Origin of the sequence: Sanguibacter sp. 25GB23B1, assembly GCF_040012415.1 — a bacterium.
GTDB lineage: Bacteria > Actinomycetota > Actinomycetes > Actinomycetales > Cellulomonadaceae > Sanguibacter.
Window position 1 is genome coordinate 47,536 of the sequence record NZ_JBDYKL010000005.1, and the last position, 22,772, is coordinate 70,307.

Sequence of the window (22,772 nt, forward strand, 5' to 3'; positions counted from 1 at the left end):
GAGCGATGCGGGAAGTCTACGCACGAAGCACCCAAAAAGCATGGTGGTTGAAAAGGAGCGTTCCGACCTGCCCCTGGATCACGGAACACTCTCCGTGGATCCAGGAGCAGGCAGGACGAGCGACGCCGATCGTCGAGAGGTCAGCGCGAGCTGACGACCACCCGATCCCCCTCGGCACCCGACGCCCTCACCTCGAAGGTCGCGTCCGCGACGTCCAGCACGAGCCCGACCCGGTCCTGGCCCGCCTGCCAGACGAGCTCGGCACGCGACCCGTCCACGGTCCACGAGAACGCGCCCTCGAAGGCAGGGTGCTCCGCACGCAGGCGAAGAGCCTCGAGCTGCGAACGCACGACCGGCCGCCCCAGCGCCTCCTCGATCTCGACCGGCGTGTAGTGGTGACGGTTGACGTCCCTGCCCACGCCGGTGCGCTCGAGCAGGTCCATGTCGTTGCTGCCCGCGAGCAGGCCCACGTAGTACACCTGCGGGATCCCGGGCACGAAGAGCTGGACCATCCGCGCGAGCAGGTACCTCGAGTCGTCCCGCCCCAGCGCGTCGAAGAAGGTGCAGTTCACCTGGTAGAGGTCGAGGTTCGAGGCTGCAGCCCCGGTCGCCAGACGGCTCGTCCCGCCGCTCCCCTCGTGGATCGCCTCGACGAGCGCGTCGATCTGCTCCGGCGCGAGGAGGCCGGGCTCCCCCGGCTTGAGGTCGCTCGGACCGACGTCGACGATCCCGATCCCGTCGTGGGTGTCGAGCACCGTGACCGCGTTCGCCGGTCGGATGCGCAGCCACCGGTCCAGCGGCTCGAGGTCGACCGCAGTCAGCGCGTGCAGGACGAGCGGCGGCAGCGCGAAGTCGTAGACGAGGTCGACCTTCCGGGCGATCTCGATCTGCTGCGTGTGGTGCCCGTGGACCTCGACGAGGACCTCCGCACCGCGCTCGCGTGCCCGGGCGACGATCCGCTCCGTGTACTCGTCCGTCGCGGGCGTCATGAAGCAGTCGGTGCCTGCCTCCTTGCCGGTGTACCCGACGGCGTCGAGGCGCAGCATGCGCACCCCGCCGGCCGTGAGCGCGTCCACGACACCGTCCAGGTACTCCCAGGCCTGAGGCGTCCGGAGGTCGATGTCGACCTGGTCCGCGGTGAACGTCGTCCACACGAGCCGCCGTCGACCACCGAGCGTCATGGCGGTGAAGGGCAGCCCCGGGCGCGGTCGGTAGATCCGCGCGAGGTCCTCCTCGCTCGCCCCGTCGGGGAAGACGGCACCGAGGGTGAGGAACATCGGGGCCCACGGCGACTCGTCGCCGCGGTCGCGCACGTCGGCGAACTGCGCCGACCCTGCGGAGACGTGGTTGACGATGACGTCGGCCATGACGGTCCGCCCGGCGGCGAGCGCTCGGACGTCGTCCCACGTGCCGAGGCGTGGGTCGACCTGCGTGTGGTCGCGGGGGTCGAAGCCTGCGTCGACACCGTCGAACGGCGTGTAGAACGGGAGCACGTGGACCCCCGAGAACGCGCCGGCGAGCGGGCCGTCGAGCAGTGTCGTCAGGCCGGCGACGTCTCCGGTGAGACGGTCGGCATAGGTGATCAGCTGTGGGCCGCGGTGGTGCACAGTGGTGTCCTCTCGAGGTGGTCGGTCCGGACGGGTCGGGCGAGCAGTCGCCTCAACCATCGTCCTCTGGCTTCGCGTGCGTCGCACGACAGGTCGGCGGTCGGGTCGAGGAAGTCGAAGGCGTGGCACCCGCCCGGCCACACGTGCAGCTCGGCGTCGCCTCCGCACGCCCAGATGCGGGCGGCGTAGTCGACGCACTCGTCACGGAACGTCTCGGCCGAGCCGACGTCGACGAAGGCCGGTGGCAGGTCCCGCAGGTCGCGTGCCCGCGCAGGCGCTGCGGTCTCGGGGACGTCCGGACCGCCCGCGAGCGCACCGAGGTACGCCGCCCAGGCGGTCGTGTTCGCCGTCCGGTCCCACGAGCCGTGCCCTTCCATCTGGACTGCCGACGCGCTCGAGCTGCGGTCGTCGAGCATCGGACAGATCAGGAGCTGTCCGAGGAGGGGCGGGCCCCCGCGCTGACGGACGAGCAGGGCGAGCGCGGCCGCGAGGCCTCCGCCCGCGCTCACCCCGGAGACGACGGTGCGCGCACCGTCGAGCCCGAGAAGGTCGGCCTGCTCGGCGAGCCAGAGCAGTGCGGCGTACGCGTCCTCGACCGCCGCCGGGTAGGGGTGCTCGGGGGCGAGCCGGTACCCGACCGAGAGCACCGCCATGTCGTTCCCCGAGGCCAGCTCGACCATCCCGGGCCCGTCGCTGAGCGCGTCACCCGTCACCAGCCCACCCCCGTGGAGGTGCAGGAGCACCGGGCGGGGGGTCGCGGTCGGGGTGGCGGGCCGCAGCAGCACGAGCGGGACCGCACCTCCGGGGCCGGGCGCGCTGTGCTCCGAGAGGACGTAGGCACCGGACAGCGTGAGCTCGTCGAGGGTCGGCGGCTCGGCACGCTCCCGCAAGGGCACGATCTCCGCCGCAGTCATCCCCGTGACGACGTCCGCCCGGTTCTCGTCGAGCGCCCGGGCGACCTGGGGGTCGAACGGAGGACGCAGGCCGACGAAGGAGGTCCCTGCGGTCATCCCTTCACGGCTCCCTGCATGAGGGCCGCGACGAACTGGCGCTGGAACGCGAGGAAGACGATGAGCGTCGGTGTGAGGATGAGGAGAGAGCCCGCGCACAGCAGCGGGATGTCGGTGCCCCACTGGCCCTGGAAGGCCCCGAGCGCGCCGGCCATCGTGCGCTTCGTCGGGTCGTCGACGAGCACGACCGCGAGCAGGAACTGGTTCCAGGTCCAGAGGAACAGGAGGATCCCGAGGGACGACAGCGCCGGTGCCGAGAGCGGGACGTGGATCCGGCTGAACAGCTGCCAGGTTCCCGCACCGTCGATCCTCGCCGCCTCGGAGAGCTCCTGGGGCATGTTGACGAAGTGGGCGCGCATCCACATGACCGCGAAGGGCATGTACAGGCCGAGCAGCGGCAGGATGATCGCCCACCGCGTGTTGAGCAGACCGAAGTCGCGCATCTGGAAGTAGAGCGGCACGATGACGCCCTGGAACGGCAGGGTCAGCCCGAGCACGAAGACGAGGAAGATCCACTTGTGCCCCGGCGGGCGGAGATGACCCAACGAGAACCCTGCCAGCGTGGCGATGACGAGCGCGAGCGGGACGACACCGAGCTCGATGAGCACGCTCGACCAGAGCAGCGCGCCCATGTTCGCGGCCTGGAACGCGTCGACGAAGTTCGACCAGTGCGGCGTCTCGGGGAGCGTCAGGCCGGAGGGATAGCTCCCTGGAGGGTGGAGGGCCGTGATGAAGAGCGTGACGAACGGGACGAGCGTCACGAGCATGAGCAGGAGGAGCAGGACGCGGCCGAGCCACGTCTCGCGGCGGGAGACGATCATCAGTCACTTTCCCTGGAGAGGCGTTGGATCGGCAGGATGATCGCGAGCACGAGGACCATGAACGCCACGGCGAGCGCGGACGCCTGCCCGATCTCCCTGCTGAAGAAGGCGAGGTAGTAGATCTCGAGGCCGGGCACGAGCGTGCTGTTGCCCGGACCGCCCTGGGTCGAGATGTAGACGATGTCGAAGCTCGCCAGCGCGGCGATGACGGTCACGGTGACGCACACGCCGATCTCCTGGCGCAGGCTCGGCAACGTGATCGAGAAGAACTCCCGGGCAGCACCGGCGCCGTCGATCCGAGCCGCCTCGTAGAGCGAGGGGTCGATCTTGGTCATGCCGGCCAGCAGGAGGAGCATGCAGAGGCCGAGCGCGACCCAGGCGCCGATGACGCCCACGGCAGGGAGCGCCGTGTCGAAGTCTCCGAGCCACGCCTTGGTGAAGGCGCCGAGCCCGACGGCCCGCAGGATCTCGTTGACGAGCCCGTCCGAGGACATGAGCCAGGTCCACATGATGCCGGCGGCGACGAGCGGGATGACCTGCGGGAGGAACAGGACGGTGCGCGAGACGATCGCGAGGTGGCTCGTCGCCATCTTCCGGATCGTCGCCGCGGTGAGGAGCCCGAGGAGGACGGGGACGAAGCTGAAGTACACGATGAGCTGGAGGGCGTTGACGATCGACCCGAGCATCTCGGGGTCACCGAAGAGCCGCGTGTAGTTCTCGACCCCGACCCAGGTCGAGGGGCCGACGCCGTTCCAGTCGTAGAACGAGAACTGGAACGTCAGGAGCAGGGGCCGCAGCACGAAGACCACGTACACCAGGGCCGCCGGGACCACGAGGGCGAGTGCGACCCAGCCCCGGCGCAGGCGCCGCGCCCGAAGGGCACGACGCCTGCTGTCCAGGCTGGTCGTCGACTGCTCGACGTCCTCGCGGCGACCGGTCGTGCTGGTCGTCCGCATCTGCATCATGAGCCGCCGATCTCGCTCTCGTAGTCGGTCTGGACCGCGCTGAGGAGACCCTCGGGGGTCTGCTCGCCCGCGGCCAGCTTCTGGAGGTTGGGCGTCCAGCTCTTGGCGTAGATCGACCCCGTCGCGTTGGCGATGAACTCCATCGCCCCGTCGTCCTCACCGATGGTCGCGCCGGCGGCGAGGGTCTGGGCCGTCACCGTGTCGGCGTCGACCTCGGGCATGAACGCGTCGGCCGGGCCCATGGGGTGCGAGCCGCCGATCTCGACGGCGATGGTGCGCGCCTCCTCGTTCGTCGCGATCCAGTCGAGGAAGAACGCCGCGCAGTCCGGGTTCTCCGCGACGGCCGAGATGCCGTAGGTGAGCGGTGCCGACATGGCGCCGACCTCTCCGCCCTCCTCGAGCGCCGGGACGAGGAAGAAGCCGACGTTGCCGGGCATCTGGGTGTCGAGGTTGCCCGACTCCCAGTCGCCGTTGAACATGAAGAGCGTCGTGCCGTCGATGAAGCGGCTCATCATCGTGGAGTAGTCGAGAGCGTTGACGTCGTCCGGGAAGTAGCCCGCGTCGACCCAGCGCTGGAGGTGCTGGGCCGCCTCGAGGTTGCTCTCGGTGTCGATCGTCGCGCCGGGCTGCTGGTAGGTCCAGGCGTTGACGTCGCCCGGCTCGCCGTAGGACGCCATGAGGCCCTGGAGCGGGAAGGCGAGGCCGCCGGTCGCGCCGCCGTTGAACTGACCGATCGGCGTGATTCCGGCGGCCTCGGCCTTCGCGAGCACCTCGTCGAGCTCGGCGAGCGTCGACGGCACCTCGGTCATGCCGACCTGGGCAGCGAGCTCCTTGTTGTAGAAGATGCCGGTCATCGAGAAGTTCAGGCCCATCGCGTAGAGGGGACCGTCACCGCGGCGCCCCTCGTCGTCGACCCGCATCTGCTCGAGCTGCGAGGTCGGCCACTCGTCCCACCCGAACGCCTCGGCGTAGGGGTCGAGGTCGCGGAGCAGCCCGTCGGTCGCGAGCTCGGAGACCTGCGGGAGGCGCATGAGGTCCGGCGGGTTGTCGGCGAGGACTCGCGGTGCGTTCTGGGTGATGACCGCGAACTGGTCCTCACGGATGTCGAACGTGACGTTGGGGTACTGCGCCGTGAACTCGGTCGCCAGCTCTTTGGTGAGCGGGAAGCCGGTCTCGATGTAGGTGTTGAGCTCGACCGCTTCGGTCCCGCACGTCGGCGCCTCGCCGGAGGCCGCGGTGCTGCCTCCGCTGTCTGCGGTATCGGAGGTCGTCCCACCGGGTGCGCTGCACGCGGAGAGGGTGATGAGGCTTGCGAGGAACAACGACGTGGCCGCGGCCTTGCGGCCGCTCTTCTCACTCGTTCGAGACACCGGTGTCTCCCTTCGTCGAGCAAGGCATCAGTGCCCTGCGCCAGTGCTAAATCGTCTTAGCACCGTCATGTTGGCCCTCCCCGACCGCGCCTGTCAAGCGCCGCAGATCACATCTGCATCACGGGCGATCGTCGCCGGGGGTAGCCTTCGGGGCAGTCCGGACGGGCTGCGCACCGGACCGGCGACGACCGCCAGGGCAGACGGAGACGTCCCGGACGACGAGAGGACCGTCGTGGTGAAGAAGAGAGTGACCCTCGCCGATGTCGCGCGCGCCGCGGGCGTGTCCTCGACGACAGCATCCCTGGTGCTCTCCGGCCGGGGATCCGAGCTCCGGATCTCCGAGGTGGTCCAGCAGCGCGTCCGTGCCACCTCCGACGAGCTCGGCTACCGACCGAACATCGTCTCGCTCGGCCTCCGCAAGGGCTCCACCCGGACCCTCGGCTTCATCTCGGACAGCGTGGCGACCTCACAGCTGGCCGGAGACATGATCAAAGGGGCGATCGACGCGGCGCGCGAGCAGGGCTATCTCCTCTTCATCGGCGAGACCGAGGGAGACCCCACCGCCGAGAAGGACCTGCTCGACGCGATGGCCGACCGGCAGGTCGACGGGATCGTCCTCGCCTCGATGTTCACCCGGAACCGGACCCTGCCCGCCGGCCTCGACCGGGTACCCACGGTGCTGCTCAACACGGTCCCCGACGGCGGTCCGCCCCTCCCCGCGATCGTCCCGGACGAGGCCGAGGCCGGTCGGTCTGCTGCACGGCTGCTCCTCGACGCCGGGCACCGGCAGATCCACCTGATCGGCGCCGGACCCCGCCCGGCAGACGTCCCACCCGACACCGTCGCCGGGATCGAACGGCTCGCAGGCATCCTCGAGGTGCTGCACGACGCCGGGCTGGAACCCGCCTCCGGCACCCTGTGCGACCGGTGGCATCCCCCGGAGGGATGGGCAGCCACCGGCGACCTCCTCGCCGCCCACCCGGAACCCGGCGCACTCATCTGCTTCAACGACCGGCTCGCCTTCGGCGCGTACCAGGCGTTGCAGGAAGCCGGACGCACCATCCCCGACGACGTCTCGGTCGTGTCGTTCGACGACCATCCGCTCGCCGGCTGGCTCCGCCCCGGACTGACCTCCTTCGGCATCCCGCACGAAGCGCTCGGCCGCGCGGCCGTCGAGCTGCTCCTCACGTCCGTGGTCGGGAGCCCGCACGCGACCACGGACTCCTCGACCGCCGCACCCCTCCTGCGCCGGCTCGAGATGCCGCTCCACAGCCGCGGGTCGGTTGCCCCCTTCACGGTGTGAGAGGGCGCGTGGTGGCAGATCGCTCCGACGTCCCGGATGTGCCGCGCCAGTCGCTCGGGCGGACGGGTTGACAGCGATCCGGAAGCGGCCCTAATGTCCAGTCATACGCATAACCCGACGAGGAGGTGGGTCGATGGCAGCGACGAACGGCAAGCAGCCGACGATGTGGGACGTAGCGACCCGCGCGGGCGTCTCCCAGGCGACCGTCTCTCTCGTCCTCAACGACGCCGCCGGTCGGCGGGTCGGCAAGACCACCCGTGCCCGCGTCCTCGAAGCGGTCCAGGACCTCGGGTACCGGACCAACGCCTACGCACGGACGCTACGCAGCGGCGAGTCCGGGATGGTGGGGTTCATCTCGGACGAGATCGCCACCTCTCCGTTCGCGGGCAAGCTGCTCAAGGGCGCGCAGCTCCACGCCTGGGAGACCGGCCAGGTCATCCTCAGCATCGACACCTTCAACGACACGGAGCTCGAGGCAGCCGCCATCGACATGCTCATGTCCTACCGCGTCCGCGGCGTGGTGTACGCCGCGATGTACCACCGTGTGCTCGACCTCCCCGAGGCTCTCGCGGGCATCCCCACCGTGGTCGTGAACGCTCGTGAACGCTCAGGTCTCGTTCACAGCGTCTTCCCGGACGAGGAGCGAGCGGGCTACGCGGCGACGCGCCACCTGCTCGACTCCGGGCACAGGCATGTCGCCATGATCAACATCCAGCCTGAGGACAGCACGCTGCCGGCCGGTATCGGTCGACTGGCGGGGTACCGTCGCGCACTGGCTGAGGCCGGCATCGCCTACGACCCGTCGCTCGTCCGGTACGGCTCGGGCGTCGTCGAGGACGGCCTCGAGCTGACGCGCGACCTCATGACCACCTCGTCGGAGCCCCCGACGGCGATCTTCTGCGGGAACGACCGGACCGCCTGGGGTGCCTACCGCGCCCTGGAAGGCCTTGGCCTGCAGGTGCCCGACGACTGCTCGATCGTCGGGTTCGACAACCAGGACACCCTGGCACCGTTCCTGGACCCCGGACTGACGACGCTGGAGCTTCCTTACGAGCAGATGGCTCGCACGGCGCTGCAGCTGCTGCTCGACCCGACCGGCGAACCGCCGGCCGACCACCCCATCGACTGCTCACTGGTCGTCCGACGATCCGTGACGAGTGCAAAGGTGCACAGATGACCACCCAGCTCGATCGACCACAACCCGGACCGCTCTTGCGACCGCGCGCGCCCCGATGGCGTCGCCTCGTCGCCTCGTGGCAGTTATACGTATTACTTCTGCCTGCCGTCATCTACGTGGCGATCTTCAAGTACTGGCCCATGTACGGGGCTCAGATCGCATTCCGCGACTACAACCCCGTCGACGGCTTCTCCGGGAGCCCCTGGGTGGGCCTCGACAACTTCCAACGATTCATCGAGTCGTTCCAGTTCGAGCGACTGCTCACCAACACACTGACGCTCAACGCGCTCGGACTCGTCCTCGCGTTCCCCGTGCCGATCATCCTGGCGCTCATCGTCAACCAGCTCCAGAACGAACGCTTCAAGAAGTTCACCCAGACCGTGCTCTACTCACCGTCCTTCATCTCGGTCGTCGTGGTCGTCGGCATGATCCACCTGCTCTTCTCCCCGCGCGCAGGGATCGTCAACAACGCGATCGAAGTCTTCGGTGGCGAACCCGTCTTCTTCATGGGCGCACCCGAATGGTTCCGGCCGCTCTACATCGGGTCGGACGTCTGGCAGAACGCCGGATTCTCGATGATCGTCTACCTCGCCGCGCTGACGGCTATCGACCCGTCGCTGCACGAGGCCGCCCGCATGGACGGCGCCAACAAGTGGCAGAGAATACGGAACATCGATATCCCCGGCATCATGCCGGTGATCACGATCCTGTTCATCCTCGCCATCGGCAACCTCTTCAACCTCGGTTTCGAGAAGGTCCTGCTCATGCAGACCGACCTCAACCTGCCGACCTCCGAGGTCATCCAGACCTACGTCTACAAAGCCGGTCTGCAACAGGCGCAGTTCAGCTATTCCGCCGCGATCGGCCTCTTCAACTCCCTCATCAACCTCACTCTGCTGGCGACCTTCAACTGGGTCGCACGCAGGGCCAACCAGTCCAGTCTGTGGTGACGACGCCATGAGCCAGATGACCCGAACCACGGTCGCCCGCACGTCGACAGCGACCCTCCCCACCTCCCGGGCGCCCCGTCGCGCACCGCTCCGGTCCCGCATGGCCGATCCCCTGTTCACCGTGATGGCGACCGGGCTTCTCGTCGCCGCGATCATCGCCATCCTCTACCCGCTCTACTTCATCCTCATCGCATCGGTCAGCGAGCCGTCGCAGATCCTCAACGGCAACGTGTGGTTGTGGCCCAAGGGGTTCACCACCGAGGGCTACGGCCTCATCTTCTCCGACCCGGCGATCGTGCGCGGATTCGCCAACTCGGTCCTCTACACCCTCGTCGGCACGACCATCAGCGTGGTCTCCATCCTCTGCGCGGCGTACGCACTCTCCCGCAAGGACCTGTTCGGCCGGACCTTCTTCATGCTGCTGTTCATCATCACGATGTTCATCGACGGTGGACTGATCGCCCGGTACCTCGTGGTGCGGGACCTCGGGATGCTCGACTCGATCTGGGCAGTGGTGCTCCCAGGAGCGATCGGGGTCTGGAACCTCATCATCGCTCGGGCGTTCTTCGAGAACAACGTCCCCGAAGAGCTCCGCGACGCCGCCCAGCTCGACGGGGCCAACGACTTCAGGTTCTTCCTCCAGGTCGTCCTGCCGCTGTCGAAACCGCTCATCTTCCTCATGATCATGATTCACCTCGTCGGCAACTGGAATGCGTTCTTCGACGCCTTGATCTTCCTCGACGACGAGAACAAGTATCCGCTCCAGCTCGTGCTGCGAAACGTCCTCATCCAGTCCGACGTCTCCTCCGCCGGAGGCTCGGGCGCGATGGACTCCTATGCCGCTGCACAGCGGATCGGCGAGCTGATCAAGTACGGGATGATCGTCGTCTCCACGGTCCCGCTGCTCATCGTCCTGCCATTCATGCAGAAGCACTTCACGAAGGGCGCCCTCCTCGGCGCTGTCAAGAGCTGAACGCACCTCCCCCCTTTTCTCCCGCCGATGCGGGACCCCCTTTCCGCTCCACCATCTCGAACACTCACAGAGAGACACACCGATGAGACACCGTCGTTTCCTCATGCCCGCCGCCCTGACCGCCGCCGGCGCCCTCCTCATCGCCGGCTGCGGCGGGAGCGGCCCCGCCGCCGAGCTCCCGGACGCCTCCGCCGACTTCGGCTTCAACGCCGAGGGGCTGCCCATCGTCGACGAGACCCTGACGCTGACGTTCGGAGGCGCCAAGTCAGCCCTCGCCCCGGACTACTCCGAGATGGAGCTCGTCCAGCAGTGGGAGGCAGACACGAACATCGCCATCGACTGGCAGAACCTGCCAGACACCGTGTACCAGGAGAAGAAGAACCTCATGCTCGCGAGCGACGAGCTGCCCGACGTCCTCTTCAACACGGGCCTCAGCGACGCCGAGGTGGTGCAGTACGGCTCCAGCGGGACGCTCGTCCCGCTGGAGGACCTCATCGCCGAGCACGCGCCGACCCTGTCCGGGATCCTCGACGAGCGCCCGGACATCCGCGCGGCGATCACGGCGTCGGACGGTCACATCTACACGCTGCCGTCGGTGGAGGAGCTCGGCATCCTCCAGTACCCCAACTTCCTCTTCATCAACACGGCCTGGCTCGACCAGCTGGGCATCCCGATGCCCACCACGATCGAGGAGTACCGCGACGCCCTGGAGGCGTTCAAGACCCAGGACCCGAACGGGAACGGCCTCGCCGACGAGATCCCGCTGACCTTCCGCACCGACTCGTTCTGCGCCAACCCGTGGGACCTCGTCGCCGCACTCGGCGGCCAGCCGGAGAACAACGACCACCGCATCGTGCGTGATGGCCAGGTCGAGTTCACGGCGACCACCGACGAGTACAAGGCCGGCGTCCAGGGCCTCGCGGACTGGTACGCCGACGGGCTCATCGACCCTGAGTCCTTCTCCCAGGACGACGTCGCCTACCTGGCCAAGGGAAAGTCCGACACCGCGATCGTCGGCTCCTTCTTCTGGTGGGAGCTCAACGAGATGGTGGGAACGGATCGTGCAGGCGACTACGCGATGCTGGGCGTCCTCGAGGGCGTCGACGGTGAGCGGCTCGCGAGCGTCACGAGCAACCAGGAGATCGGCCGAGGTGCGATGGCCCTCACCCGGTCCAACCAGTACCCGGCCGCCACGATCCGTTGGGCCGACCGGCTCTTCGACCCCGTCATGTCCGCCCAGGCCAGCTGGGGGCCGATCGGCGTGACGCTCGAGGAGGACGCGAGCGGCCTGCTCGTCCAGATCCCCGCCGAGGAGGGCGCATCCGAGGGCGAGCGCCGTCAGAAGGTCGCCCCGGGCGGACCGAAGATCACCACGCAGCAGGACTTCGAGACCGTCGTGGCCCCTGAGCCGCGGGCGAAGCACCGTCAGGACCTGGTCGCCGAGCACTACGCACCGCACCAGGCGAACGAGGCCTATCCGCCAGTGATGCTCTCCAACGAGGAGCTGGACCAGGTCTCGTTCGCGCAGACGGACGTCAACACGCTCGTCAAGGAGAAGTTCGCCTCCTGGATCGTCAACGACACCCTGGACGCGGAGTGGGACGGCTACGTCTCCCAGCTCGAGTCGATGGGCGTCGCTGACATCACCGCCGTCTATCAGGACGCCTACGACCGCTTCCAGCAGGGCGGCGAGTAGTACGCACGGTGCGGTGCGGGCCATCACACGGCCCGCACCGTGCCACCGGGCGCTCCGGCGCTCCCCGACCGCCCTCGCCCCACCGACACGTCAGGAACTCCGTGACTTCCTCCCGCCCGGCAAGCGACACCGCCACCGAGCCGATCGCCACGCACCTGCGCCCATCGGCGCACTTCACCACGCGCGACACCTGGTTGAACGATCCCAACGGGCTGGTCCACCACAAGGGCGTGTACCACCTCTTCTACCAGAACAACCCTGAGGGCAGCACCTGGGGAAACATCTCCTGGGGCCACGCCACCTCGACAGACCTCGTCTCGTGGACCGAGAAGGGGGTCGCCATCAGGAACACCCCGGAGGAGATGGTGTTCTCCGGGAGCGCGGTCGTCGACCACCACAACACCTCCGGGCTCGCGGGTCCCGACCAGGTGGCGATGGTCGCCGTGTACACCAGCGCATCCACCGCCGCGAGCCCCCATCCCGGCCGGCAGGCGCAGTCCCTGGCCTACAGCCTCGACGACGGGGACACCTGGACGCGGTACGCAGGCAACCCGGTCCTCGACATCGGCTCCTCGGAGTTCCGCGACCCGAAGGTCTTCTGGTACGGCGAACGGGACGGGCACTGGGTCATGGTGGCCGTAGAGGCTGTCGAGCGGCGGGTCGTCGTCTACACCTCCCCCGACCTCATCGTGTGGACCCGCGCCTCGCACGTCGGCCCTGCACATGCGGTCGGTGGCGTGTGGGAGTGCCCGGACCTGTTCCCGCTCCGGGTCCGCGGCACCAACCGGACCCGATGGGTCCTGCTCGTCAGCCTCAACCCCGGTGGGATCGCCGGAGGGTCCGGCACCCAGTACTTCGTCGGGGACTTCGACGGGACCACGTTCACCCCGGACCGGCTCTCGACGTCCGACCAGCTCGCCAGCTACGACTGGCTCGACCACGGCCGCGACTACTACGCGGCCGTGAGCTTCTCCGGCGTCCCCGACGACCGTCGCCTGACGGTCGGCTGGGCCAGCAACTGGGACTACGCGAACGACACCCCGACCGCTCCGTGGCGCTCGGCGATGTCACTGGTCCGCGAGCTGGACCTCGTGGAGGACCGTGACGGGACGCTCCGCGTCGCACAGCGTCCCGTGCTGCCCCCGCAGCACGAGCGATCCGACGACCTGCTCGTCCGCGAGCTGCAGGTCGACACAGGACCTGGGCGACGGCATCAGGTCGTCCTCTCCAGCCGCGCGAGCGGCGAGGGCGACCGCGTCACGATCACCGTGGACGGCGACGAACGCACCCTCAGCTGCGACCGGACCCAGAGCGGTGCGGTGGCCTTCCACCCGTCGTTCCCCTCGGTCGACAGCGCACCCCTGCTCGGGAGCACCACAACCGACCTGCTCCTCGTCGTCGACGGCTGCGTCGTCGAGATCTACGTCGACGGTGGCATGGTGGCCTTGACACAGCTCGTCTTCCCCGGCTCGCGCCTCGCGCACGTGCACCACGTGTCGCTCGCCTGACCCACAGGCACCAGGAGACTCGCCGCCGTCGACGAGCGTCACCACCGCGTCGACAGGTGCGGCGGTCGTGAGGGAGACGGCCCCGCTCGCAGATCACCCCCAAGGTTCTAGCGTTGCCGAGCGTCATGATGTGTGACGGCCACCGACAGCGCAGGGAGAGACACACACATGCAGGACTGGGAAGAGGAGATGGGTGAGCTCGTACGGACACGCCACCGCGCGCTCCTCGGGTACGCCTATCTGCTGAGCAGCGACGTCCGCGAGGCGGAAGACCTCGTGCAGGACGCGCTCGTCAAGGTGTTCTCGCGGAGATCGGTACCCCAGCACGGGGCCGCCGAGGGGTACGTACGCCGGGCGATCTTCACCATCTACCTCGACGCGTACCGCAAGCGCCGGCGGTGGTCCGGTATCAAGCACCTCGTCGGCAGCGCCGAACGGCGCGAGAGCAGCGACGGCGCGACGAGCGACGAGGTCGACATCGCGGCTGCGCTCCAACAGCTGTCCCCGCGCCAACGGGCGTGCGTGGTCCTGCGCCACTTCGACGACCTGACCGTCGCCCAGATCGCCACCGAGCTCGGCATCGCCGAGGGCACCGTCGGTCGCCACCTGCACGACGCCCACGCTGCCTTGCGCTCGCTGCTGGCCGATCTCGCGCCCACCGCGGGCGGCGACACCCGCTTCGCCCCCGCACCACCCACCACGAACGAGCCGAGGAGCCACCAGTGAGCGACGACCTGAACACCTCGTTCCACCGCGCGGTCGACTCCGCTGTCGACCAGGCCATGACTGCTGACGAGATGCGACGCGCGGTCGCCGAGCGCATCCGCGCCAAGCGGCGGCGCCGTCCCGCCCTCGTCATCGGCTCGACCCTCGGTAGCCTGGCGCTCGTCGGCGGGACCGCGTTCGCCGCGGTCCAGCTGGCCGGGGACGACGAGCACGGCCCGGTGCCCGACGTCATCGGCTCGCCACGGCCCGGCGTGTCTGCGGCCCCCACCCCGACCGAAGAGACGACTACGACGCCCGCGGTCGAGCCCGTCGCGACGCTCCCCGTGGCAGACCCGTCGGCGGTGTTCCCGCAGTGCGGGGCGACTGCCGAGCTGGGGACCAGAACACCTGAGAACGCCACCGGCCGGATCCACATGACGACGCCGACGGACCTGTCCACGCTCAGCGTCCCCGGGCCCGCGTCGCTCGTGGTCTCTCTCGACAACCGCGAGCTGAGCACGGTCGCCGGCGATGCGGAGGCGACGATCCCTCTCGTCCTCGCCCGGGAGGGGATCGTCGTCGGGCGCGCGCAGGACGCGGCCCCCGCGATGGAGGCCTTCGAGCTCGGCGGTGCCAAGACGAGAGAGGTCGAGGGGACCCTGTGGATCCAGGCCTGCACGCCGGGAGGGACGGCGGTCGGGACCTTGCCGGCTGGTCGCTACGAGGTCTGGACCGATCACCGCTACACCGTGACTGCGCGGACGTCCATGCAGGGGGACTCCACGCAAGGAGACCTCCTCCCCGTGGACGAGAGCTACGTCTCGCGGTTTGCGATCGCCGACCTCTGGATCGACGAGACGGGCTCGCCCACGCAGAGTCCTTACCAGGCCGCGGGCATGCCGTCGGTCATCGACACCGTCACGGTGATGGCCGGGGTGGCGGACACGAGCGTCGTGTGGTTGGCGCTGCCGAGCGACGACCAGTCCGTCATCGACGCCGCGTCCGCCGCGACGACCGCGCTCGGCTACGGCGACGCGCTGTGGCCGTTCATGTGCCAGGGTGCCGCCGGGGACGTCTTCGGTCCGGACGACACGTTGAGGTCCGGTGTCGCTCTCGTCTTCGCCACGCGGGCCGAGGCGGACAGGTTCACCGCGACCTACGAGGGGGACGTGGCCGGGACCGTCGACGGTGACGTGTTCTGCCACTTCGACTGACGGTCCGCCCGCGGTGAGGGCTGCGGCGTCGTCGTCCCGGATCAGTCCGGGACGACGACGTTCGCCGTCCTGGTCGAGGCCGGCATCATGAACATGAACGTGCGCATGAAGAAGAGGGTCATCTTCTGTCGGCCCGGGACGTCACCGGTCTCGACGACGGACCTGAGGTTCGCGAGGATCCCCTCCCACGTCGTGTCGACCTTCGCCATGGCTGCTGCGTCGGGCCAGCCGGAGTTGACGAGCGTCACCTGGGTGCCTCCGACGTCCGGCTCCAGGTGCCACTCGACCACCGTCACGGGATCGTGCCGCATCGTGAGGACCTGGGTGTGCCGGAAGGTCCTGGGCGGATCGACCTCGAGCACGCGCCCGACCATGAAGACCCGGGAGCCGTCCTCGGACGTGTAGTACAGAGGGTCGCCCGGCAGGAACGTCGTCGTGAGAACGGAGTCGAGCTGTGCTCGCTGGCGTGTTCCGACCTTGGTGATCTCGGCCCATACGGCCTCGACGGGGGCGGCGATCGTCGTGGAGTGCCGGATCTCGTGCTCGGCCATGGCTCGTCCTGACGTCGGTGGTGGACCGGTTGACGTCCCGGTCCCCCCATCATCGCGCGCCGGTTCGGGTCCCACGACCCGGACCGGCGAGCGAGGGCCCGCGTCGCCTCAGGCGGCCGGCGCCGACGCGATCGCGACGAGGAATGCCGGCGGCGTGAAGTTCTCGGCCGCGAAAGCGCGTGCGACAGCGGTCGCGACCGCCTCGACGTCCGAGGCACGCACGAGCGCGATGGCAGAGCCACCGAAGCCACCGCCGATCATCCGGCCACCGAGCGCACCTGCGCGGAGCGCGGACGCGACCGCCACGTCGAGCTCTTCGCAGCTCACCTCGTAGTCGTCGCGCAGCGACGCGTGCGCGGCGGTGAGGACGGGGCCGACATCAGCGGTACGGCCCTCCTCGAGCAGGGCGAGGACCTCCTCGACCCGGGCGATCTCCGTGACGACGTGGCGCACACGGTGCGCCACGACCTCGGGGTCCTGCCCGCTCGCGTCGAGCACACCGGCTGCCGAGAGGCGGTCGAGGGCGCTCTCGAGATCCGTGACCTCGCGCAGCGTCCCGAGACCCAGGGCGGCCGCGGCGGCCTCGCACGTGGTCCGACGAGCGGCGTACTGCCCGTCGACGAGCTGGTGCTCCGCACGGGTGTCGATGACGAGGAGCGCGAGGTCGCTCGCCGCGAGGTCGAAGGGGATGTGCTCGACCTCGAGGCTGCGGCAGTCGAGGAGGAGCGCATGGCCCTCGCGGGTCCGCAGCGCGGCGGCCTGGTCCATGCCGCCCGTCGGCGCGCCGGCGATCTCGTTCTCCGCCCGGATGCACGCTGCGACGAGGCGCTGACGGCCTGCGTCGTCGGCACCGAGGCCCAGTCCGTAGAGAGCGTCGAGACCCATCGCGACCGATCCCTCGAGGGCCGCGGACGACGAGAGGCCGGCGCCGTACGGCACGCACGACGTGATGGCGAGGTCGAAACCGCCCACCGCGTGCCCGTCCTGAGCGAGCGCCCAGGCGACACCCGTGACGTACGCCGCCCAGCCGTCGACGGCACCCGGCGCGACGTCGGCGAGCGCGACCGTGCGCACCACACCCTGCTCCTGCGCCGACACGAGCCGCACGAGGCCGTCGTCCCGGCGGCTCATCGCCGCGTAGGTGCGGTGCGGGAGCGCGAACGGGAGCACGAGCCCGCCGTTGTAGTCGGTGTGCTCACCGATGAGGTTGCCGCGACCGGGAGCCGACCACGTGCCGTCGGGCTGCGCGCCGAACACTTCCGTGAAGAGGGCCGCGGCGCGGGAGTCGCCGTCCTCGACGCTCCACGCGTCGAGCCACTCGAGCGCGTACTGCGGGGCGCTCATGCCGTCACCTCCGCCGCACCCGAGGCGACCTCGACGAGGCGGTCGGCGATGCGCTCGGGCGTCGTGTCGCTGATCCACGCACCCGCACCGGACTCCGAGCCGGCGAGGTACTTGAGCTTGCCGGGCGCGCGGAGGATGGAGAAGAGCTGCAGGTGCAGGCGCAGGTCGTCGCGGCCCTCACGGACCGGCGCCTGGTGCCACGCGGCGATGTACGGCGCGATGGTCGGGTTCCCGTCCGCGTCGGCCGGGAAGAAGCGGTCCATACGACCGAGAAGCTCGAGGTAGACGTCCGCGAGGTCGGCGCGCTCGGCGTCGGTCAGCGCGGGCAGGTCGGCGACGTCGCGACGCGGCGCGAGGTGGACCTCGATGGGCCAACGAGCGGCCGCCGGGACGTAGGCGACCCAGTGCTCGGACTCGAGCACGACGCGGCGACCGGAGCGCAGCTCGGCCTCGAGGACGTCCTTGAGGAGGTTGCGGCCGGTGCGCTCGCGGTGGGCGCGCGCCTGACGGAGCATGACGTCCGTCTTCGGGGTGACGTACGGGTAGGCGTAGATCTGGCCGTGCGGGTGCGTGAGGGTCACGCCGATCTCGCGGCCACGGTTCTCGAAGCAGAACACCTGCTCGATGCCGTCGATCGCGCCGAGCTCTGCGGTGCGGTCGGCCCATGCCTCGATGATCGTGCGCATGCGCTTCGGGCCCACCGTCGCGAGCGACTGGGTGGAGTCCGGGGAGAAGCAGATGACCTCGCAGCGACCGGCCGCGGGCCGCACCTGCCACAGCTCTTCGCCGTCGAGGGCGGTCACCTCGTCGGGCGCACCGGGGATGCGCATGAGGGAGGCGAAGCGGTTCTCGAACACGACGACGTCGTAGTCCTCGGCCGGGATCTCGCCGTCGGAGTACGCCGCGCCGGGCTTCGCCGGGGCGAGGGGGTTCGCGTCCGCCGGGGGCAGGTGGGTGCGGTTCATGCGGTGGGCGGCGTGCGGGATCCACTCACCGGTGAGGACGTCGTAGCGCATCGTCGGCCCGGTGACGGGCTTCGTGGTCTCGACCCCGTCCTCGTCGACGGTGACGACCGGGTCGTAGCGGCCTGGCAAGGGGCGCGGGTCGTCGAGACGACGGGTCGCCTCGCCGGACACGTACGGCTCGGAGTCGTCGAAGTAGAACAGGTCGCGGCCGTCCGCGAGCGTCGTGGCGGTGCGGCGCACGCGCGCCGCGTCGGTGGTGGTCATCAGAGAACCTCTCGGACAGCAGTGACATGCAGGAGGACGCAGTGCTCGGGGTGCTGGATGGGCGCCTGGACGCCCACGGTGGCCAGGATGCGGCCCGACAGCTCGACGCCGTCGTCCCACCAGCCGAGGCGGCGGGCGCCCTGGTGGTCGGTGATGCCTGCGCCGGGGTCGAGGTGGTGGACGCGGTACGTCGTGGCGGGGTCGAGGCCGGGGAAGCGGACGCGGCCCGGCATCTCGTTCGCACCGGTCGTCAGCTGGACGACCGAGAAGATCGCCTCGGCGGCGTCGGCAGAGACCACGCCGTGCACCCACACCGACGGGTCCGGGTGGTCCGCCCGGACCACGGTCCCGGTGTGCAGGAGGTCGCGGTGCTCCTTGTGGAGCGCGATCCACTGCGCCAGCTCGGCCTTGTCCTCGGCGCTCGCGGCGGTGAGGTCCCACTCGATGCCGAGGTGGCTGAAGAACGCCGTCCCGGCGCGGAAGTCGAGGTCGTGGCGCCGACCGGTCGTGTGGCTGTGCGGAGAGCCGATGTGCGAGCCGATCATCTCCGGCGGCACGAGCAGGCCGGTACCGGCCTCGATGCTCTGGCGCTCCAGGGCGTCGATGCAGTCGGACGCCCAGATGCGGTCGGTGCGCTCGAGGATGCCGAGGTCGGCGCGACCGCCGCCACCCGAGCAGCTCTCGATCTCGACGCCGGGGTGACGGCGCCGGAGCTCGTCGAGCAGCCGGTAGAGCGCGGCGGCCTGGTCGTGGACGCCCGCGCGGCCCGTCGGGGAGTGGCCCGCGTCGACGAGGTCACGGTTGTGGTCCCACTTGATGTACCCGATCGGGTACTCGGTGAGGATCGCGTCGATACGCTCGAGGACGTGGTCGAAAGCCCCTTGGTGGCCGAGGTCGAGGACCTGCTGCTGGCGCGCCTCGGGTGGCAGACGGTCGCCCGTCGCCATGATCCACTCCGGGTGTGCGCGGGCGAGGTCGGAGTCCGGGTTGATCATCTCCGGCTCGAACCACAGGCCGAACTGCATGCCGAGACCGCGCACGTGGTCGACGAGCGGCCCCAGGCCGTCGGGCCAGACGTCCTCGTCGACGTACCAGTCGCCGAGCCCTGCGGTGTCGTCGCGGCGGTGGCGGAACCAGCCGTCGTCGAGGACGTACCGCTCGACGCCGATCGCGGCCGCCTCGTCGGCGAGGGCCGTGAGCTTGTCGAGGCGGTGGTCGAAGTACACGGCCTCCCACACGTTGATGTGGACCGGGCGCTCCGGGCGACCGTTGGCGGTGCTCGGGTGGTGAGGGCGCGAGCGCAGGTAGGAGTGGAAGCGGCTCGACATCTCGTCGAGCCCGTCGCCGTAGGACGCGAACACCCACGGAGTCTCGTAGCTCTCCCCCGCACCGAGGATGATCTCGCCCGCGAGGAGCAGCTCGCCGGCGGCGAGGTGGCGGGCACCACCCTGGATCTTCTCGGCGACGATCCGCGAGTTTCCGGACCACGCGACGTGCACACCCCACACCTCGCCGGAGCGGTACCCGAAGCCGGCGCGGCCGGCGGCCACGATGAGCGTCGCATCGTGACCGCGACCCTTGCGGACCTCACGGACATGGGTGCCGAACGTAAAGGGCTTGCGCTGCGCGGCGCGCTCACGGATCCAGCGGCCGGTGAAGTCGAGGATCTCGTCGGCCTCGCTCGGGACGGGCAGCGAGAGGTCCATCGACGAGAGCGTGTACTCGGGGCGGGAGGTGGCAGGGTCGGCCGTGTTCGTGAGCGTCGCGCGCTGGCGGACGATCCCCGACGGGAGGAGCTCGATCTCGAGGACGAGGCCGAGTGCGGCTGCGGAGTCGGCGGCGCGGACGGTCACGCGCTGGACCGTCGGGTGGGACTCGCCGGCCTCGTCGGTGGTGGTGCCGGGCGCGGTGACTCCCAGGCCCTCGACCCGGAACGCGGTGGAGAAGTCCGCCCCGGCACGGTGCCCGGCGATACCGGGCGTGCCGAGCCAGCCGACGGACTGCTCGGGGACGATGGACAGCGGCACGGGGACGTCGATCGTGGCGCCCGCCACCTGCGGGACGCTCGCGGTGCGCAGGGCCTCCAGCTCGACACCCGGCACGTCGCCGAGGTCTGCGCCCCAGTGCAGGACGCGAGGCAGGAGGTGGCCGGAGCAGTCGAGCACGAGGCTGACGCCGGCCGCGCGCAGGTGCAGGAGGTCAGGGGCTGACACGGTCGGTGACTCCTTCGTCTGGACGACGCGGCACACGGCCGCTGCGCACTTAGTTCTAGTGCAGAACTTAAGGCGTGTCAACCAAGCGCGGGAGCGCTCGTATCGCCCAGAATTCCCTGACACACCGCCCTAGCATTTAGTTGCTCCAGCGAATAAACTGCCCCCACCATGACCCTCGAGACTCGCCTCAGCGCACCCCGCACCGGTGACCACCGGGCCTGGGAGCCGCTCACCGGCGCCGCGCGCCGGATCGCGCTCGAGGTCCTCCTCGACGGGCCGCTCTCCCGCCGCGACCTCAGCCGCCGCATGGCTCTGTCCCCCGGCAGCCTCACCCGGCTGACCCGACCGCTGCTCGACTCCGGCCTCCTCGTGGAAGCCGGCTCCGTCGAGGTGGGCGCGCCCGAGACGGCCGCCGACGCCACGGACGGCGCGGGAACCTCTCCCCGGCTCGGACGCCCGGCCCAGCCGCTCGCGGTGGTCCCCGGGTCGCACCACTTCATCGGCGTCAAGCTCACGGGCGACCACGCCTACGCGGCGCTCACCGACCTGCGCGCCGAGATCCTCGCAGCCGACGACGCACCGCTTCCCGGCCACGAGCCGCAGGACGTGCTCGACGTCGTCGCCGCGCTCACGGACCGGCTCGTCTCCCGGCTCGCCGCACTGAGTGCCGGCGCGGGCGTGACCGGCCTGGGCGTGAGTGTCGGCGGGCACGTCGACGGCCGGTCCGTCGTCACCGACGCACCGCACCTCGGGTGGCTCGACGTGCCGCTGGGCGAGCTCCTCACGACTCGGACCGGTCTGCGTACCGTCGTCGAGAACGACATCGTCGCCGTCACCGAGGCCACCCACTGGTTCGGCGAGGGGCACGGGTGCGACCGCTTCGCGCTCTTCACGATCGGCGCCGGTATCGGCTACGGCCTCGTGGTCCACGGCGAGGCCGTGACGAGCCCGGAAGCGGGGCTCAGCCTGCTGTCCCACTTCCCGCTCGACGCGACCGGCCCCACCGGCCCGTGCGGGCACGCCGGTTGCGCGACGGCGATGCTCACGATCGGCGCGCTCGTCACCGAGGGCTCGTCCGCGCTCGGGCGCGAGGTCACCTACGACCAGCTCCTCGACCTCGCCGCTGCCGGCGACCCGGTCGCGTCCGGCGTCGTCGACCGGGCCGGCCGTGCGCTCGGGCGGATGCTCGCCGCCGTCGCGAACCTCACGATGCCCGAGCGCATCGTCCTCGGCGGCGAGGGCGTGCGCCTCGCGCAGGTCGCCGCGGCCGCCGTCCGCGACGGGCTCCACCACGACCGCAACCCGCGCACCCGCGACCCCGAGATCTCCCTGCAGAGCCCCGAGCTCGCGCTGTGGGCTCGGGGGGCTGCGGTCGTCGCGATCCAGTCGCTCGTGCTCGGGCGCTGAGCAGGCGCGGACTCGGAAGCACTCCCGCGCCGACCCGCTCGACGCAGCTCAGGGCCTGCGCGCCAGGACGAACCCCTGCGCGTTCCGCTCGCCGGGCCGCGGCGCCCGGTCGACCGTGGCAAGGATCTCGAGGCCCAGCGCCACGAGATCCTCAGCGACCCCCTGCGTGCTGTGCAGGTGCGCGCGGACCTGCACGTCGTGCCCGTACGCCCCGTCGACGAGGCGTTCACCGGCGCCTGCCTGGAACCCGAGCAGGAGCGCGCCACCCGGTGCGAGCACGCGCGCGAGCTCGCGCAGCACCGCGGCGCTGTGGTCGGGCGAGACGTGGATGATCGAGTACCAGGAGAGCACCCCCCGAAACGCACCGTCGTCGAACGGCAGCGCCCCCAGGTCCGCGACGGCAAGGGGCACCCCGGGATGCGCCGCGCGCGCCTCACGGATCATCGCTGGCGACAGGTCCACACCGTCGACGCGCTCGACACCTCGACCCGTGAGGTAGCCGAGCATCCGTCCCGCCCCGCACCCCGCGTCGAGCACCGGCGCCGGTGAGGGAGGCAGCGAAGCGACGAAGTGGTCCAGCACAGCGAGGTCGAGGGGTGCCTCGAACGACGTGTCCGGAAGCATCGCGGCGTAGCTTGCCGCGACCGTGTCGTAGAACGCACGCGCGCTCTCGCGGTCCGTGCCGGCCGTGTCCACCTCGGTCATGGCCCGAGCGTAGGCGTCGGCCAC

At 70.1% G+C, this 22,772-nt stretch carries 19 protein-coding genes; 9 read left to right on the forward strand and 10 right to left on the reverse strand.

Translation table 11 applies throughout. The features are described 5' to 3' along the window. Positions 1–140: 140 nt before the first annotated feature. The 5 genes from gtfA to ABKW26_RS04865 are packed head-to-tail and all read right to left on the reverse strand — an operon-like array spanning position 141 to position 5,773. Positions 141–1,607, reverse strand: coding sequence for a sucrose phosphorylase (gtfA, locus tag ABKW26_RS04845; RefSeq protein WP_348591356.1), 1,467 nt, complete (start codon positions 1,605–1,607; stop codon positions 141–143). Further along, positions 1,583–2,617 carry an alpha/beta hydrolase gene (locus tag ABKW26_RS04850; RefSeq protein ID WP_348591358.1) on the reverse strand — a complete coding sequence of 345 codons (1,035 nt, stop codon included), beginning with the start codon at positions 2,615–2,617 and terminating at the stop codon, positions 1,583–1,585. Before ABKW26_RS04850 ends, gtfA begins: the two co-directional genes overlap by 25 nt. Then, the gene (locus tag ABKW26_RS04855) at positions 2,614–3,438 is read right to left on the reverse strand and encodes a carbohydrate ABC transporter permease (RefSeq protein WP_348591359.1); all 825 of its coding nucleotides are present in this window, start codon (positions 3,436–3,438) and stop codon (positions 2,614–2,616) included. Before ABKW26_RS04855 ends, ABKW26_RS04850 begins: the two co-directional genes overlap by 4 nt. Further along, complete coding sequence (locus tag ABKW26_RS04860) at positions 3,438–4,394, reverse strand: sugar ABC transporter permease (RefSeq protein WP_348591361.1); 957 nt, start codon at positions 4,392–4,394, stop codon at positions 3,438–3,440. Before ABKW26_RS04860 ends, ABKW26_RS04855 begins: the two co-directional genes overlap by 1 nt. A 5-nt stretch (positions 4,395–4,399) precedes the next feature. Beyond that, on the reverse strand, positions 4,400–5,773 hold the full coding sequence (locus tag ABKW26_RS04865; RefSeq protein WP_348591363.1) for an extracellular solute-binding protein: 1,374 nt from the start codon (positions 5,771–5,773) through the stop codon (positions 4,400–4,402). 235 nt (positions 5,774–6,008) lie between these two features. On the opposite strand from ABKW26_RS04865, the gene ABKW26_RS04870 reads away from it, so the two are divergent. From ABKW26_RS04870 to ABKW26_RS04905, 8 genes are all read left to right on the forward strand, one after another. Beyond that, entirely contained in the window at positions 6,009–7,076 is a 1,068-nt protein-coding gene (locus ABKW26_RS04870; RefSeq protein ID WP_348591365.1) for a LacI family DNA-binding transcriptional regulator, read from the forward strand. Between the two features lie 133 nt (positions 7,077–7,209). After that, entirely contained in the window at positions 7,210–8,253 is a 1,044-nt protein-coding gene (locus ABKW26_RS04875; protein ID WP_348591367.1) for a LacI family DNA-binding transcriptional regulator, read from the forward strand. After that, positions 8,250–9,203: an ABC transporter permease subunit gene (locus ABKW26_RS04880; protein ID WP_348591369.1), complete on the forward strand. Its 954-nt coding sequence runs from the start codon at positions 8,250–8,252 to the stop codon at positions 9,201–9,203. The genes ABKW26_RS04875 and ABKW26_RS04880 overlap by 4 nt, the downstream gene beginning before the upstream one ends. Before the next feature lie 7 nt (positions 9,204–9,210). Continuing rightward, positions 9,211–10,176 (forward strand): carbohydrate ABC transporter permease, encoded by a 966-nt coding sequence (locus ABKW26_RS04885; protein ID WP_348591371.1) that lies wholly within the window; start codon positions 9,211–9,213, stop codon positions 10,174–10,176. An 82-nt stretch (positions 10,177–10,258) separates the two neighbouring features. Further along, complete coding sequence (locus ABKW26_RS04890) at positions 10,259–11,872, forward strand: ABC transporter substrate-binding protein (protein ID WP_348591373.1); 1,614 nt, start codon at positions 10,259–10,261, stop codon at positions 11,870–11,872. Positions 11,873–11,973: 101 nt separating this feature from the next. Continuing rightward, positions 11,974–13,380: a glycoside hydrolase family 32 protein gene (locus ABKW26_RS04895; protein ID WP_348591375.1), complete on the forward strand. Its 1,407-nt coding sequence runs from the start codon at positions 11,974–11,976 to the stop codon at positions 13,378–13,380. Between the two features lie 168 nt (positions 13,381–13,548). Further along, entirely contained in the window at positions 13,549–14,106 is a 558-nt protein-coding gene (locus tag ABKW26_RS04900; protein ID WP_348591377.1) for a SigE family RNA polymerase sigma factor, read from the forward strand. Further along, a complete protein-coding gene (locus tag ABKW26_RS04905; protein WP_348591378.1) occupies positions 14,103–15,299 on the forward strand; it encodes a hypothetical protein in 1,197 nt (398 codons plus the stop codon). Before ABKW26_RS04900 ends, ABKW26_RS04905 begins: the two co-directional genes overlap by 4 nt. 41 nt (positions 15,300–15,340) lie before the next feature. Here ABKW26_RS04905 and ABKW26_RS04910 read toward each other — a convergent pair whose 3' ends face one another. From ABKW26_RS04910 to ABKW26_RS04925, 4 genes are all read right to left on the reverse strand, one after another. Next, positions 15,341–15,850 (reverse strand): SRPBCC domain-containing protein, encoded by a 510-nt coding sequence (locus tag ABKW26_RS04910; protein ID WP_348591380.1) that lies wholly within the window; start codon positions 15,848–15,850, stop codon positions 15,341–15,343. Positions 15,851–15,958: 108 nt separating this feature from the next. Further along, a complete protein-coding gene (gene galK, locus ABKW26_RS04915; protein WP_348591382.1) occupies positions 15,959–17,194 on the reverse strand; it encodes a galactokinase in 1,236 nt (411 codons plus the stop codon). Further along, positions 17,191–18,423 (reverse strand): galactose-1-phosphate uridylyltransferase, encoded by a 1,233-nt coding sequence (gene galT / locus ABKW26_RS04920; RefSeq protein WP_348591383.1) that lies wholly within the window; start codon positions 18,421–18,423, stop codon positions 17,191–17,193. Before galT ends, galK begins: the two co-directional genes overlap by 4 nt. Next, entirely contained in the window at positions 18,423–20,636 is a 2,214-nt protein-coding gene (locus ABKW26_RS04925) for an alpha-galactosidase (RefSeq protein ID WP_348591385.1), read from the reverse strand. Before ABKW26_RS04925 ends, galT begins: the two co-directional genes overlap by 1 nt. Before the next feature lie 168 nt (positions 20,637–20,804). Here ABKW26_RS04925 and ABKW26_RS04930 point away from each other — a divergent pair, with 168 nt between their 5' ends. Then, positions 20,805–22,043: an ROK family transcriptional regulator gene (locus ABKW26_RS04930; protein ID WP_348591386.1), complete on the forward strand. Its 1,239-nt coding sequence runs from the start codon at positions 20,805–20,807 to the stop codon at positions 22,041–22,043. Positions 22,044–22,091: 48 nt separating this feature from the next. Here ABKW26_RS04930 and ABKW26_RS04935 read toward each other — a convergent pair whose 3' ends face one another. Further along, the gene (locus tag ABKW26_RS04935) at positions 22,092–22,748 is read right to left on the reverse strand and encodes a class I SAM-dependent methyltransferase (protein ID WP_348591388.1); all 657 of its coding nucleotides are present in this window, start codon (positions 22,746–22,748) and stop codon (positions 22,092–22,094) included. Between the last annotated feature and the right edge of the window lie 24 nt (positions 22,749–22,772).

Bases quoted from the DNA above. Each gene is read 5' to 3' on its own strand.
- ABKW26_RS04850 (WP_348591358.1), bottom strand. From the start codon at position 2,617: ATGACCGCAGGGACCTCCTTCGTCGGCCTGCGTCCTCCGTTCGACCCC.
- ABKW26_RS04855 (WP_348591359.1), bottom strand. From the start codon at position 3,438: ATGATCGTCTCCCGCCGCGAGACGTGGCTCGGCCGCGTCCTGCTCCTC.
- ABKW26_RS04860 (WP_348591361.1), bottom strand. From the start codon at position 4,394: ATGCGGACGACCAGCACGACCGGTCGCCGCGAGGACGTCGAGCAGTCG.
- ABKW26_RS04875 (WP_348591367.1), top strand. From the start codon at position 7,210: ATGGCAGCGACGAACGGCAAGCAGCCGACGATGTGGGACGTAGCGACC.
- ABKW26_RS04880 (WP_348591369.1), top strand. From the start codon at position 8,250: ATGACCACCCAGCTCGATCGACCACAACCCGGACCGCTCTTGCGACCG.
- ABKW26_RS04885 (WP_348591371.1), top strand. From the start codon at position 9,211: ATGAGCCAGATGACCCGAACCACGGTCGCCCGCACGTCGACAGCGACC.
- ABKW26_RS04890 (WP_348591373.1), top strand. From the start codon at position 10,259: ATGAGACACCGTCGTTTCCTCATGCCCGCCGCCCTGACCGCCGCCGGC.
- ABKW26_RS04900 (WP_348591377.1), top strand. From the start codon at position 13,549: ATGCAGGACTGGGAAGAGGAGATGGGTGAGCTCGTACGGACACGCCAC.
- ABKW26_RS04910 (WP_348591380.1), bottom strand. From the start codon at position 15,850: ATGGCCGAGCACGAGATCCGGCACTCCACGACGATCGCCGCCCCCGTC.
- galK (WP_348591382.1), bottom strand. From the start codon at position 17,194: ATGAGCGCCCCGCAGTACGCGCTCGAGTGGCTCGACGCGTGGAGCGTC.
- galT (WP_348591383.1), bottom strand. From the start codon at position 18,423: ATGACCACCACCGACGCGGCGCGCGTGCGCCGCACCGCCACGACGCTC.
- ABKW26_RS04930 (WP_348591386.1), top strand. From the start codon at position 20,805: ATGACCCTCGAGACTCGCCTCAGCGCACCCCGCACCGGTGACCACCGG.
- ABKW26_RS04935 (WP_348591388.1), bottom strand. From the start codon at position 22,748: ATGACCGAGGTGGACACGGCCGGCACGGACCGCGAGAGCGCGCGTGCG.